This window comes from Geomonas sp. Red32, from assembly GCF_023652955.1.
In the GTDB taxonomy this organism is placed as follows: Bacteria; Desulfobacterota; Desulfuromonadia; order Geobacterales; family Geobacteraceae; genus Geomonas.
In genome coordinates this window covers 469,195-482,569 of sequence record NZ_JAKLOY010000001.1, presented here as the reverse complement: position 1 = coordinate 482,569, position 13,375 = coordinate 469,195, and the positions used below count along the sequence as shown (strand labels likewise).

Below are 13,375 nucleotides of genomic sequence, written 5' to 3'. Positions count from 1 at the left end.
ATTTTCATGCCGCCTGACGCGCGGACATCCCGAGACTCTCTCCGGAGGCATCACTGATCTTCAAGAGCCTGACAACTCGCGTCATCGTGCTATCGATCTGCCTGCTCGTCTTCGGCATCAGCACCTTCGCCTTTCTCACCCTGCGGCGTGAGCAGCGGCAGCTGTTGAACTCCGCGCGGGAGTCCAGCGAACTCCTCCTCAACACCATCGAGCGCAGCGTCTACAACTCCATGCGGATCGGCAACACCGAGGACGTCCAGGTGATCCTGGAGATGGTGGGGCAGAACGAGAAGCTGGTCGGCGTCCGCATCTTCCATCCCCACGGGGTGATCCTCAAGTCCTCCCAGCCGGGCGAGGTCGGGCGCATGGTGGACGAGCGGGACTTCAAGCTCTTCCTCGAGAACAAGCGGGAGGGGGTCTTCAACCTGGACGGGCACGGTGAGGTGCTCGGGATGGTGAAGCCGATCTACAACGACCGCCAGTGCAACCTCTGCCACGGCGACAAGAGCCGTATCATCGGCCTTCTGAACGTCAACTACTCGCTGGTGGAGACCCGCAAGAGGATCGTGGAGCTCACCAACCTCTTCATTCTCTCCACCCTGGCCATCATCTCCTTCCTTTCGCTCGCCATCTCCTTCGTCATGGTGAAGTTCATCAAAAGGCCGCTGGTCCGGATGAGCGACAACATGGCCAAGGTCGAAGCGGGGGACCTCTCGGTCCGCATGACCTCCCACGGCAAGGACGAGATCGGCCAGCTGATCAAGAGCTTCGACTCCATGGTGGGGAGGCTCGACAGCGCCAAGAAGGAGCTGGAGGCCTTCCACTTCCAGCAGATGGAGCGCGCCGACCGGCTCGCCTCGGTGGGGGAGATGGCGGCCGGCATCGCCCACGAGATCAAGAACCCCCTGACCGGGATCGCCGCCGCCATCACGGTCTTGAAGGACGACTTCACCTCCGATGACCCGCGGACCATGATCATCAACGAGGTGCTGGAGCAGATCTCCCGGCTGGACAAGACGGTCAACGACCTCCTCTTCTTCGGGAAGCCGACCGCCCCTGAGCCGTCCTGCACCGACCTCAACCACACGATCCAGAAGACCCTGGTGTTCGCCGCCCAGCACCGCGGGGGAAAGAACATCGAGAAGGTGCTTCTGCTCGATCCCGGCCTCCCGCCGGTCTACGTCGATCCCAAGCAGATGCAGCAGGTCTTCCTGAACCTCTTCCTCAACGCGGTGCAGGCGATGCAGCAGGGAGGCACCTTGACCGTGAAGAGCGGGATCACCCAGGTGGGGGGCGTCGACATGGTGCAGGTCCTGGTGACCGACACCGGGCAGGGGATCCCTCCCCAGATCCTGGAAAAGATCTTCACCCCCTTCTTCACCACCAAGGCGCAGGGGACCGGGCTCGGCCTCCCGATCTGCCACCGGCTGATCGACCAGCACGGCGGACGCCTGTCGGTGGCGAGCGAGGACGGCAAGGGGACCACCTTCACCGTAGAACTTCCCGCCTTCCACCCGGAAGGAAAGTGCGGCATCCCACCCCTCAAGGAGCTTCCCCCCGGGAAGGATGCCATCGACCCGGCAATTGCCGGGCGTCCCGATACCTCGGCGACGACTCCAACCTGACCAAGATCAAGCCAAGGAGCATCAATGCGCAAGACGAAGATCATGGTAGTTGACGACGAGCACCTCATCCGGTGGTCGTTGGAGCAAAATCTTAAGAAGCAGGGGTATGAAGTCTGTACGGCGGGAACCGGCGAGGACGCGCTGAGGCTCGCCCGCGAGGAGCAGCCGGAACTGGTGCTGCTCGACTACCACCTCCCCGGGATCAACGGGCTGGAGGTGCTGCAGCGCCTGAAGGAGTACGACGAGGACATCGTGGTCATCATGGTCACCGCCCAGGGGGGCTTGGAGACCGCGGTGAACACCATGCGCCACGGCGCCTACGACTACATCAACAAGCCCTTCAACCTGGACGAGATGTCCATAGTCATAAGGAAGGCCCTGGAGACCCAGGACCTGCGCCGCGAGGTGGTGCAGCTTCGCAGTGAGCACAAGAAGCTCGGCCCCCCGAGGATCCTCGGCAGCTCCAAGCACATGCGCAACGTGCTCGACATGATGGCCAAAGTGGCCAAGAGCGACGCCTCCACCGTGCTGGTGCAGGGGGAGTCGGGGACCGGCAAGGAGCTGGTGGCCAAGTGGATCCACTACGAGTCGGCCCGCTCCGAAAAGCCGTTCGTGGCGATCAACTGTGCCGCGGTGCCGGCCACCCTTTTGGAGAGCGAGCTCTTCGGCCATGAGAAGGGGGCCTTCACCGATGCCAAGAGCTCCAAGAAGGGGCTCTTCGAGCTGGCCGACGGCGGGACCGTTTTCCTCGACGAGATCGGGGACATGGAGATCGGGATGCAGGCCAAGCTCCTGCGCTTTTTGGAGGATAGGACCTTCCGGAGGATCGGCGGGACCAAGAGCATCCCGGTGGACGTCAGGATCATCTCGGCGACCAACAAGGACCTCCTGAAGGCGATCGAGGATAAGAGCTTCAGAAACGACCTCTACTACCGTCTGCAGGTCATTCCGATCTTCCTGCCGGCCCTGCGCGAGCGCAAGGAAGACATCCTGGTGCTTGCCAACCACTTCATCGAAGTGTTCGGCAGGGAGTTCAACAAACAGGTGAAGGGGATCTCCAGCATGGCGGAGAAGCTCCTGGTCGAGTACAACTGGCCCGGCAACATCCGCGAGCTGAAAAACGTCATCGAGAGGGCGATCATCCTCGGCAACGACGAGAACCTGCTGCTGGAGAACCTCCCGCTGGAGATCGTGGCCAAGGCGTCGCAGGTGACCGTCCCGATGGCGACCTTCAAGCTTCCGCCGGAGGGGATCGACATCGAGGAAGTCGAGCGCGAGCTGATCAAGCAGTCCCTGGAGATGACCGACTGGAATCAGTCCAAGGCCGCCAAGAAGCTGAACCTCGGCATCGACGCGTTCAGGTACCGGATGAAGAAGTTCGGCTTTCTGAAGTAACGATCAAGGCGGATAGAATCAAAGTCTGAGTCAAATGCAATAGAACGCGGATGACACGGATTGAACGGATTTACGCGGATAAGGCAAAGTCAGAGGCCGAACCAAAAGCCCCTTGGGTGAAGGCCAAAACTTTGGGGTGAAGGCAGAAGCCCTGGGGTGAAGACAAAAGTTTTAGAGTAAAGGCAAAAGCTTTAAACACTGAATAAGCTGAAACAACAAAGGCACCGAACGTTCTAACGTCGGTGCCTTTGCTATTATAGCGGCTCCAGCAAGCGATGAACTACCAGGAAAGCTCGAACTACGTCCCCCCCTTTGCGAAGGGGGGACAGGGGGGATTTCGCCGGAGCTTTTGCCTTTCCCCTAAAAAGCCTTTGCCTCTAGGATTGATCCGCGAAAATCCGCCTCAATCCGCGTCATCCGCGTTCAAGAGATTTAGGTTTTAAGGTTTGATCCGCCTTTATCCGTTCAATCCGTGTCATCCGTGTTCTATTGCTCTTCGCCTCAGATTTTCACCAACTCGTACTTCCTCACCCCGACTCCAATCTTTTCTGCGTGCTCCAGTTGCACTTCCCAGTCGATCTCGGGGTGGACCCCCCGGAACTTGTCCCCCCCTGGCTCGTGCCCGCTTGAAAGGGCGGTGTCCTGGTTGCCGCGGGCGTTGTTGACCAGGTCGGCACAGGCCTGATCAAGCGCCACCGGGTCGGTGGATGCGCAGATCCCGATGTCGTTGACGATCGGGGCGTCGGCGTGCCCGTAGCAGTCGCAGGCGGGGGAAACCTGGGTGATGAAGTTCAGGAAGAGGGTCTTCCCCTTCTTGCCGTGCAAGGCTCCGGCGGCGTACTCGGCCATCTTCCGCATCACCAGCGAGGCGCTCTCGTTCCACTGGATGTTGATTGCCTTCCTCACGCAGGCGGTGATGCAGCGGCTGCACCCGACGCAGAGCTCGGGATCAATCTTCGCCTTCCCCTCCAGGATGGAAATGGCGGCATGGGCGCAGGATTTGAGGCAGACGGAGCAGCCGTTGCAGTATTTCTCGGCCACCTTGGGGGCCACCGTCGAGTGCTGCTGCATCTTTCCGGTCCGGCTGGAACACCCCATCCCGAGGTTCTTCAGGGTCCCGCCGAAGCCGGTCAGCTCGTGGCACTTGAAATGGGAGACCGCCACCAGGGCGTCCGCCTCCAGGATTTCGGCGCCGATGTTGACCTTCTTCAGGATCTCGCCGTTCACCTCGACGTCGCGGGCGTTGTGCCCTTTGAGCCCGTCGCACATGATGAGCGGAGCCCCGACCACCGCGTAGGCGAAGCCGTTTTCGACCGCGCAGGCGAGCGCCGAAACCGCCTCCTTGCGCTGCCCCGGATAGAGGGTCGAGGAGTCGGTCAGAAAGGGGAGGGCGCCGCACCCCTTGATCTCGTCCACCACCCGCCGCAGAAAAATCGGCCTGATGAAGGTATGGTTACCCTTCTCCCCGAAGTGGACCTTGACCGCCACCAGCTCCCCCTCGTGCATGCAGGAGGCGAGCCCCGCTTCTTTCATTAGCCTACCGATCTTGTCGAAAAGGTTCTCGCGGGCTCCGGCCCGCATGTCGGCGAAGTACACCTTGCTGGACATGGCTCTCTCCTGCTGAAATTATTGACGATCTGGGATTGGTAGCATATCTCGCGCCGCATTTCAACCTGGTTAACCTTTTGCTTGCTCTGTCCAGAAAATATGTTATTTATTAAATTCATGAGACCACAAGGCGCGAAAACAATCGAATGTGACGAGAGGGAGCTCTGGGTAATGGGGCTGGGAGACCGTCCGGAGAGGGGGGCCGTGGTCTGCGGCTACCTCGCCAAGGGGGGGATCCGTTGCCGCTCAGCCAAAGCGGAGGAACTCGGGGCCTGCACCCCCCGCGCCGTGCTCCTCGACATCTCACCCTGGTCCGACGACGGCTGGAGTGTCCTCCTCTCCCTCAAGGCCAATCCGGCCACCCGTGATATCCCGGTCCTTCCCCTCTATCTGAGCGAGGCGGGAGAGATCGGCGAGGTGCTGAGGGTGGCGGGATTCTTCATGCTCCCGCTCGAGGAAGGGTACCTCGCCAAGAAGCTCCGTCAGTACGGGCTCGCCGACGAGTCGGAGGATTACGACCTCCAGACGATGATCGTCACCAGGCGGGGTGAGGAGGGGGTCCAGAAAACGGTCGAGGGGCTCGGCTTCGAGGTTGTCAACGCCTATACCGGCAAGGAGGCGGTGGCGATCGGGACCCTCATCCACCCGTTCATGATCTTCTGCTCCCTGCAGTTGGCCGATATGGCCGCTTTCGACCTGATGCACCGCCTCCTGCTCTACCCGCAGACCCGCAACATCCCGTTCTTCGTGCTGTTGAAGGATTCCATGAAGCCGGGCGAGCGGACCGCCATGACCCGCAACGTCGAGCACCTGGTCAGAAAGGAATACCTGACCGGCGAGGAGTTTCTTTCCTACTTCAAGCGGGTCGGGAGCTGATCTTTCGCTCCATTCCCGGAACCAAAAAAAAAGACCGGCCCCCCATCGAGGAGGGCCGGTCTTTTTGTGTCTGGCAGGGCCGGTCTAGAAGATCAGGTTGATGCCGGCGACGAGGCCGCGGGTGATGTCGGTGTTCTCGGTGGCGCCGGTGTTATTGGCGTCGTACTTGGTATCGACGTACTGGATACGGTAGCCGACCTGAAGGGAGAGCGGCAGGGTAGCCGGCTTGTAGGAAAGGCCGGTCTCGCCCAGGAAGTAGTTGGAGTGACCCTTGAGGCCGTCGGCCTTCCGCTCGGCGGAGAGGTAACCGAAGCCTGCGTTGCTGTAAAGGCCGAGGCCGTAGGCGATGTCAGCCTTGCCGGAGAGGCCAAGGGTGGGGCCGCCGAACTCGTACTTGCTGTTCGGGAACTCCTGGGTGATGCTCTTGTAGCCGAGGGTCACCGCGACGGAGGGGACCACATAGTAGCCGGCCGAGGCGTCCCACTCGGAGCGCTTGGCGTTAAAGACGAACGGGGTGCCGCCGGCGTTGTCGGCGAGCTTGAAGGTGGTTTCCGGGAGGTAGCTGCCGCCTACGAAGAAATCCTTGTACTTGACACTCAACACCGGGATGTTGATTACCTCGGTGCCGGAGCTGTACTGGGTGTTGTTGGCTGCTTCGTCGGAGTCCTTCCAGTCGGCGACCCAGGCCTTGTAGCCGAGAACGACGGCGAGGTCGGAGCCCGGCAGCAGACGGGGCATCCCTTCGGCAGAGGCCACGGTGGCAAGTGCCATGACGAACAGTGCGGCTAACGATACGACAAGTTTCATGCTTTTCATGTTTCCCTCCTTGTGCTGGTGACTATTTCCCAGTGAACAAATCGACACCGCCAGGCGGCGTCGGGCTATAACAGGTGCTGCCGAGATCAGAAGGAGGGGGGGATGAAGTCGGTGGCCTTCTTCTCGATCGCTTTTTCCTCAATGGAGCGTTTGTAATCCTCGAGCTCGCGTCTTTGCTTTTCGAGCCGCAACATCATCTCCCTCCGCTGCTGTTCGGCGTGCTTCTCCAGCGCCTGCTTCTCAGCATCCATCTTCCTCGCCCTCTCGGCGGACAGCCGCTCGGTCTCGGCCTTTTCCCGGTTGGCCTGCTGGGCCTTGCGCTCGGCCTCGGCCTTCTCCTGGGCAGCCTGCTGCGCGCGCAGCTCGGCTTCCTCTTTCTCCTTGGCGGCCTGCTGCGCCTTGAGATCGGCCTCCTCCTTCCCCCTGGCCGACTGCTCGGCCTGCCGCTCGGCCTCTTCCTTCTCCTGGGAGGCCTTTTGAGCCTTTTCGTCGGCCTCCTTGCTCTTTTGCAGCGCGTTGGCGAACTCGTTGCCGTCGCTGCGGATCATGGCGCGGACCATGTGGCCGTAAGAGACGGCCCCGGGCGAGACCTCCTGGGTGATCTCCGCGTAGGAGGTCTTCTCCTTGACCTCGGTGACCAGCAGTTCCCCGATGTTTATGGTCTCGACCTCGAGTACCTCGCCGGTCTTGGGATGCCTGATGGTCTCCCCTTCCTTGAACACCTGGAACCTCATCCCCGGCTTGAGGCCATGCATCTTGCCCAGGTCGAGCACCACCTTGGACTTGGTCCTTTGCACCACATACCCTTCGAGCGGGAAGGCCTGCACGATTTTCTCGGCGATCTGCGGGATGAGCTCGTTGAGTTTCGAGGTGTTGGCCGACTTGACTGTCTCGGCGGCCACGATGGAGCCGGTCTCCACGCTGATCAGCCGGGCGTTGATCTCCACGGCCCCGCCGAAATAGAGCACCGTCCCGGTGACGACCGTCTTGACACCGAGGAGCTTACCGAGCTGGGTGATGCTCTGGGTGTCGACGAGGCCGGAGGTGGCGAGTTTCCTCTCCTCGAGGATCTTCTGCAACAGCCGGCGCTCGATGACGTCGAAGCGGCCGGTCTCCACCATGCTGGTCACCAGCCATTCGGCGACGATCCTTCCCATATCCGCCGATTCGGTGCTCCCCTGGGTCTGAAATTCGAGCACGGCGATTTTTGTCTTTTTGAATTCGGCGCGCGCTTCCGTCGACAGGAGTGAGACTATGCTAATTATTGCCAGAGTGATGAGAGTCTTGATTTTCATGGCGCCACTTCCTTAATTGTCGTTGCCAATAGCAGTATTTCCACTTATTCGTGCCTGCTATTGCAAAGCCTTATTCAGCGACGCCTGTGGTAAGAAAGTATCACCCAATCGCGGTGAGTCAAGGGATGGAAGGCGTATGAGGGATTATGTTGTATACGGTACAATTTTGGCGTGCAGATTACTACGAAACAGTGGGCTTGTCAAAAAGAAGCAGGCCGAAATACTAAATTTTTATTCGTTTCCCGTTCCATGTTAGACGGACAACTGCGCCGCTTTCTTCACCGGAGTCTTAACCGCCGGTTGATACTGACTCAGTGTGCTTTTCATATATGTGGATCGCCACCGGTAATACCGGAGAAAGTACGCGTCCACTGATTTGAGACTGGACGTTGCATCGTTGAGACAGAAAAAAAGGCAGCGTCCATTGCGGGCGCTGCCTTTCGGGTATGGTCCCCCGCATCCTCGCCGGGCGGAAGATACCTTTAGAAGCTCGGCACGATGACGTTCATGTTGTTGTTTTCCTTGTTTTTCGCCTTCTCTTCTTCGGCGGCCTTGCGCTCGTCTTCGGCCTTGCGCTCCTTCGCCTTCCGCAGCCTTTCGCGCCAGTCGTCGTCCGATTTTCTCCGCTCCCTGGCGGTCTTCTCGGCCGCAGCGACCCGCTCCTTCTCGGCCTTCTCGGCGGCGGCAGCGCGGTCTTTTTCGGCACGCTGGGCGGCGGCTGCCCGGTCTTTATCGGCACGTTCGGCTGCTGCTGCCCGCTCGGCGTCCTGGCGTTCCTTGGCCTCACGTTCCTCGCGCTCCTTGGCGAGCGCCCGCCGGCGTTCGGTGATGGCGTCGTCGAGTTCCTTGCGCTCCTTCTCCTCCCGGGCCTTGCGCAGCTCCTCTTCGGTCTTCTTGCGCTTGAGAAGCTCCGCGTCCCTCTTGCGGCGGGCCTCCTCGAGGGCCGCTTTCTTGGTCTCCTCGAGCTCCTTCTGGCGCTGGGCCTCTTCGGCGGCCTTCCTGGCGGATTCCTCTTCGGCCGCCCTGATGGCGGCTTCCTTGCGGTGCAGTTCCTCTTCGGCCGCCCGGGCGCGCAGCTCCTCTTCCTTCTTCTTGCGGGCCTCCTCGGCAAGCCGCCTGTCGATTTCGGCCTGCTTGAGCGCCTCGGCCCTGCGCTTTTGCTCCTCCTGCTCCTGGATCCGGTTCTCGGTCTCCAGCCGCTCGTCCTCGTCTTTCTTCAGGCCGCGGATCTGGCAGAGCTCGTTTACGCAGTTGTATTCCTTCTCGTTGGTGACTTCGCCGATGGAGGCCTTTTCCTTGACCTCCTTGATGACGATCTGTCCCTTCTCGATGATCTCCTCGTCGATGACCTCGCCGGTCTTGCTCCTGATCGGCTCCCCTTTGATGTAGACGAGCATCTTCATCCCGACCTTGACGCCGTGGATGCGCCCGAGGTCAATGGTCACCGTCTTCCCCTGGCGCCGGACGATGTAGCCGTAGAGAGGGAAGGCCTGGTTGATCATGTCGGCGATTTCGTCGACCTTGGAACGGAGGTCGCTCACCGAGCCGCCGATCACCTTCTCGGTGGCGAGTATGGAGCCGGTCTCCACGCTGATGATGCGGGCGTTGATCTCGATCTTGTTGTCGAAGCTCATGACCGTCCCGGTGACGACGGTTTTCACGCCGTACATCTTGCCGAGCTGGGCGGCACTGCTATGGTCGACGAGCCCCGAGGAGCTCATCTTCTGTTCTTCGATCAGCTTGGTGAGCAGGCTGCGCTCGATGGTGTCGAAGCGCCCGGTCTCGACCAGGCTGGTGGTGAGCCATTCGGCGACCATCTTCCCGATGTCCTTGGGAAGGTTGCCGCTTTGCTCGAACTCCAGCACGGCGAGCTTTTGTTTGCTGAATCCGGCGGCCTGGGTCTCATTGGAAACCACCAATGCGACCAGCAGGATCATCACGGTGAGCAAAATGTGTTTTATCGTTTTTCCGGTTGCCATGCCTGCACCTGCATCTTGAGTGAAATATTGGGGAATATAGTATATAAGTCAGCGTAGGTCAACGATTTCCTGAATTTCTCCTAGGAAAAAGTTGGGGGTAATATCTCTTGGAGATATATCATTTGCCGGGACCGCCGGAGCTCAACCAGTCTGAGCCCCGGAGGGGCGCCATGCCCGGTGCAGCGGGCTTCATTAATTTAATGTTTTTGGAGGGTTGCTGGTCGTTCTCAACCTGCTCGATATGACGGACAGAGGGGGCGGTCCCCCGTACCGAGATCTCTCCGGTCCAACGGTCTGAGGGAGAAGCGGGTAATGAAAGCCGGCTCCCGCGGGTGTCCGGAAAAATGGGGGCGGGCGTCATAGTGCAAAGAAAGAAACGGCATTAGATTCTTTCGTGGACCGCCTGTGAGAGTGTGTGGTACAGTGCGGCCCAATCTCGCGACGTTACGCGATAAATTGTTGCAGAAGTAAAGGAGGCTGGTGTCATGATCGGGAAGAAATGGGCGGTGAGTTTTGTCAGTATGGTGAGCCTTTGTCTGTTAGCGAGCTGCGGCGGTTCAGGCGGGTCTTCCCCCACTGCCAATGTTCCGCTCACCAAAGACAGTTACGCGGTTTCGACTCTTGCCCGCAACACTGCCCCGGCCGTGGTTGCCACCGATTATTCGACAGCCGTGGCGGGAACTACCACGTTCGCGCTGCGGGCTTTCCCGCTGCTCGACTCGAACCTCAACCACAACACCTTTTTCTCCCCTTACGGGATTACCGGAAACTTCCTGCTGCTCGCACCTGGCGCCAACGGGATGACCTTCACCGGGATCCAGCAGGCTCTCTCCTTCTCGCAGTCGCCGGACCTGCTCTATCCCGCCTTCGACAAGCTGGATCTTTTGATCGCCAGCGAGACTTCCGGCACGACCCTGACCAACGGGCTCCATACCCCGAGCCTGGTCACCGCCAACGCCATCTGGACCCAGAACACCACCAAGGTGCTTTCCGCTTATCTCGACACCCTGGCCGTCAACTTCGGGGAAGGGATACACCAGCTCAACTTCGCTGCCTCCAACGCCAGTACCATCATCAACGACTGGGTGGCTCAAAACACCAACAACCTGGTGCAGGGGCTGATTCCCGCCTCTTCGGTCTCGGCGGCCACCAGGATGGTTCTCACCAATGCCACCCTTTTCGAGGCCGACCTCGCCTCTCCCTTCAACCCCAGTAACACCGCCAACAAAACCTTTTACAACCGGAACGGTTCCACCGCCTCGGTGCCGCAGATGCAGACGGTCTTCTCGTCGCTCCCCTACACCGGCACCTCCGGCTATAAGGCGGTCGAGCTCCCTTACGCCGGGGGGCTCCTGTCGCTGGTGGTCATCGAGCCTGCCGCCGGCACCTTCGATACCTTCGCGAACAACTTCACCCCCGCGGTGCTGAGCAGCATAACTAGCGGACTTTCCGCAACCACCGTCGATCTTACCCTCCCCAAGTTCTCCTTCAGCCAGTCGCCAGCCATGAAGAGCATCCTCCAGAGCCTGGGGATGAGCAGCGCGTTTGCCTCCGGCCAGGCCGACTTCTCCAAGATCGACGGTGTCACCGACCTCTACCTCGGCGACATCTTCCACCAGGCCTACGTCTCCGTCTCGGAGGGGGGGACGGTGACCGCCGTCGCCACCGGGACGCTCCCCCCCAGCCGCACCACGAGCGCACCCTCCGCCTTCCCGTCCGGGGGCGGCGTCTCCCTGACCCAGACCATGGTGGTCGACCACCCGTTCATTTTCCTCATTCGGGAGCGCTCCACCGGCCTCATTCTCTATCTCGGCAAGGTGGTGTCTCTTTCGTAGAGGTACTTAGCCATTGGCAGGAACAGGAAAAGGCGGGAATGCTACCCCGCCTTTTCTTTTTTCACTCGCCGGATCTTCGCGTTTGCTTTCTGAACCGGCATTTGATAGGAATGCGGGTATTGACGAGCTGGTGTTGATAGACAAACGACGGAGAGAGCCCTCTATGAAAGTGAGAAACGTACTTGTACCGGTCCTGGGAGCGTTGCTGCTGCTTGTCACCGAAGTAACGAGTTTCGCGGGAGTATATTCCGACGATCTCGCCAGGTGCATGGTGGGGGCCACCTCGGTGGAGGACCGCCGCGCCTTGGTGGTCTGGCTTTTCTCGGCGGGCTCCCTTCATCCGGCGGTGAAGTCCATCACCGCCGTCTCTCCCGAGCAGCTCGACAACGCCAACAAGCAGGTGGCCGACATCGTCATGCGGCTGCTCACCGACTCCTGCGTCACGCAGGCCCGCGAGGCGATCAAGTTCGAAGGAAAATCGGTCCTTGAGAGCAGCTTCGGCGTGCTCGGCCAGGTTGCCGGTCGGGAGCTCTTTTCGAGCCCCGAAGTGGGAGTTGCCATGCAGGGAATGGCCAAGTATCTCGACGCGGTAAAGCTCAAACAGTCGCTCGTAGAGAAATAGCCTCGGCATGCGGCTCTGCAAAACATCCTCACTTGCCGGGACGGCCGTGACTGGCGGCAAGAGCCTTATCCTGCTGGTGGGCACTTATCTCTCGCTCGCCGGCTGCGCGCCGCTGCCTCCTTTGGAAAAGGGGGAATTGCCATGGGACCGGGGCGGGGACTTTGCGAAGGTGAGCACCGGCAATCGTGCCATGGTCAGAACGGGGGTGGCTCAGTTCGGAGACGCTCCCGCGGCCGAGAAACCGGTCGACGCACAAGCTCTCAACCTCGTCCCGGCTGAGGATAAGGTTCCACCGGCCCAGATCTCGACCCCGGTTCCGGCCCCGGCCTCAGCCCCAGCGCAGGACCAGGCTCCGGCCCAGGCCTCGACCCCGGTCTTGACCTCGACCCCGGCTACCGTGCCGGATCCTGTAATCGCGGCACCTTCCGCGGCCGTGATCCCCCCGAACCTCATGCCAGCCACCATTCCCGCCGAACCGAAGGACGGCTACGATTTCGCCCTCCGCGATGTCGAAATCAAGCGTCCAGCTTTCCTGCTGAACGAGACGTCCACCACCTCCCATGACCTCACCGCGTGCAACCGCGGTATTGCTCCCGTTTCCCTTGCCATGGACGTCTTGCCGGACAAGACGGAGAACGTCGAGCTGGACAAGCAAATGCCGCTGGATGTAGCGGTGCCCCCCAACACGGACCAGGTGATAGTCCGTTCAAGTCCCAAGGACAAGAGCGGCAGCTCGAGGTTTTCCTATACCTATTCGTGGAGTATCGGCCTGTACACGGCTGAACATCGCTGCCACGAAGGATACCGGTTCCCATTCGGGCCCAAGGTCCGTGCCTATGCGTCGGTGGCCGACAAGGCTCACACCTCCCCCTATGACCTCCACGCGATCAGTTTCGACCTCCCTGCCGGCACCGAGATCCTGGCGGCCAGGAAGGGAAGGGTTGTCGGCATCTCGCAAGAAAGTATCGATCTCCTGCACGATGATTCCACGATTGGCACTTACTCCCATCTCGGCAAGTTGGCCAAAGGGGTAACGCTCGGCAAAGAGGTTGCCGCCAAAGCCCTCCTCGGCGTGGTGAAGCCGGTTGCTGCCGGAGCCGGCTACCTCTACTTCGTCGTCTGGCGCCCTGAGCCAAGGCACTCCACGTCCCCCGGCTCCGGCAGGCACTCAGCCACCTTCGAACGCGTCTCCTTCCCCGTGGAATTCTGCCCGGAATCAGGCCCCTGCTCGGTCATTTCCAGCGACCAGGCAATCCCGGCGCCCAAGAAGCAAAAACACAAAAAGCGCGGGTAAGATGAAAGCGGCAGCACTTGCCACTCCGCT

General features: G+C 60.5%; 10 protein-coding genes. 6 read left to right on the top strand and 4 right to left on the bottom strand.

The window, feature by feature from the left end; all coding sequences use genetic code 11:
- The first annotated feature begins 86 nt into the window (after window positions 1-86).
- Both L4X63_RS02190 and L4X63_RS02185 read left to right on the top strand, forming a co-directional pair.
- Complete coding sequence (locus L4X63_RS02190; protein ID WP_250676945.1) at window positions 87-1,625, top strand: sensor histidine kinase; 1,539 nt, start codon at window positions 87-89, stop codon at window positions 1,623-1,625.
- A 24-nt stretch (window positions 1,626-1,649) separates the two neighbouring features.
- Window positions 1,650-3,020 (top strand): sigma-54-dependent transcriptional regulator, encoded by a 1,371-nt coding sequence (locus L4X63_RS02185; protein WP_250676944.1) that lies wholly within the window; start codon window positions 1,650-1,652, stop codon window positions 3,018-3,020.
- A gap of 501 nt (window positions 3,021-3,521) precedes the next feature.
- Here the strand turns inward: L4X63_RS02185 and L4X63_RS02180 are convergent.
- Window positions 3,522-4,628, bottom strand: coding sequence for a DUF362 domain-containing protein (locus tag L4X63_RS02180; protein ID WP_250676943.1), 1,107 nt, complete (start codon window positions 4,626-4,628; stop codon window positions 3,522-3,524).
- Between the two features lie 117 nt (window positions 4,629-4,745).
- Here L4X63_RS02180 and L4X63_RS02175 point away from each other — a divergent pair, with 117 nt between their 5' ends.
- On the top strand, window positions 4,746-5,504 hold the full coding sequence (locus tag L4X63_RS02175) for a response regulator (protein WP_250676942.1): 759 nt from the start codon (window positions 4,746-4,748) through the stop codon (window positions 5,502-5,504).
- Window positions 5,505-5,588: 84 nt separating this feature from the next.
- On the opposite strand, the gene L4X63_RS02170 is transcribed toward L4X63_RS02175, so the two are convergent.
- From L4X63_RS02170 to L4X63_RS02160, 3 genes are all read right to left on the bottom strand, one after another.
- Window positions 5,589-6,320: a hypothetical protein gene (locus L4X63_RS02170; protein WP_250676941.1), complete on the bottom strand. Its 732-nt coding sequence runs from the start codon at window positions 6,318-6,320 to the stop codon at window positions 5,589-5,591.
- Window positions 6,321-6,406: 86 nt separating this feature from the next.
- Window positions 6,407-7,615 carry a FlgO family outer membrane protein gene (locus L4X63_RS02165; protein ID WP_284694441.1) on the bottom strand — a complete coding sequence of 403 codons (1,209 nt, stop codon included), beginning with the start codon at window positions 7,613-7,615 and terminating at the stop codon, window positions 6,407-6,409.
- Between the two features lie 482 nt (window positions 7,616-8,097).
- Window positions 8,098-9,594, bottom strand: coding sequence for a FlgO family outer membrane protein (locus tag L4X63_RS02160; protein ID WP_250676939.1), 1,497 nt, complete (start codon window positions 9,592-9,594; stop codon window positions 8,098-8,100).
- Window positions 9,595-10,079: 485 nt separating this feature from the next.
- On the opposite strand from L4X63_RS02160, the gene L4X63_RS02155 reads away from it, so the two are divergent.
- From L4X63_RS02155 to L4X63_RS02145, 3 genes are all read left to right on the top strand, one after another.
- Entirely contained in the window at window positions 10,080-11,429 is a 1,350-nt protein-coding gene (locus L4X63_RS02155) for a serpin family protein (protein ID WP_250676938.1), read from the top strand.
- Between the two features lie 169 nt (window positions 11,430-11,598).
- Entirely contained in the window at window positions 11,599-12,051 is a 453-nt protein-coding gene (locus L4X63_RS02150) for a hypothetical protein (protein ID WP_250676937.1), read from the top strand.
- Between the two features lie 46 nt (window positions 12,052-12,097).
- Window positions 12,098-13,345 (top strand): M23 family metallopeptidase, encoded by a 1,248-nt coding sequence (locus L4X63_RS02145; protein WP_250676936.1) that lies wholly within the window; start codon window positions 12,098-12,100, stop codon window positions 13,343-13,345.
- The last annotated feature ends 30 nt before the right edge of the window (window positions 13,346-13,375 follow it).

Coding starts and splice junctions, on each gene's coding strand:
- L4X63_RS02185 (WP_250676944.1), top strand. CDS start 1,650: ATGCGCAAGACGAAGATCATGGTAGTTGACGACGAGCACCTCATCCGG.
- L4X63_RS02180 (WP_250676943.1), bottom strand. CDS start 4,628: ATGTCCAGCAAGGTGTACTTCGCCGACATGCGGGCCGGAGCCCGCGAG.
- L4X63_RS02175 (WP_250676942.1), top strand. CDS start 4,746: ATGAGACCACAAGGCGCGAAAACAATCGAATGTGACGAGAGGGAGCTC.
- L4X63_RS02170 (WP_250676941.1), bottom strand. CDS start 6,320: ATGAAAAGCATGAAACTTGTCGTATCGTTAGCCGCACTGTTCGTCATG.
- L4X63_RS02165 (WP_284694441.1), bottom strand. CDS start 7,615: ATGAAAATCAAGACTCTCATCACTCTGGCAATAATTAGCATAGTCTCA.
- L4X63_RS02160 (WP_250676939.1), bottom strand. CDS start 9,594: ATGGCAACCGGAAAAACGATAAAACACATTTTGCTCACCGTGATGATC.
- L4X63_RS02155 (WP_250676938.1), top strand. CDS start 10,080: ATGATCGGGAAGAAATGGGCGGTGAGTTTTGTCAGTATGGTGAGCCTT.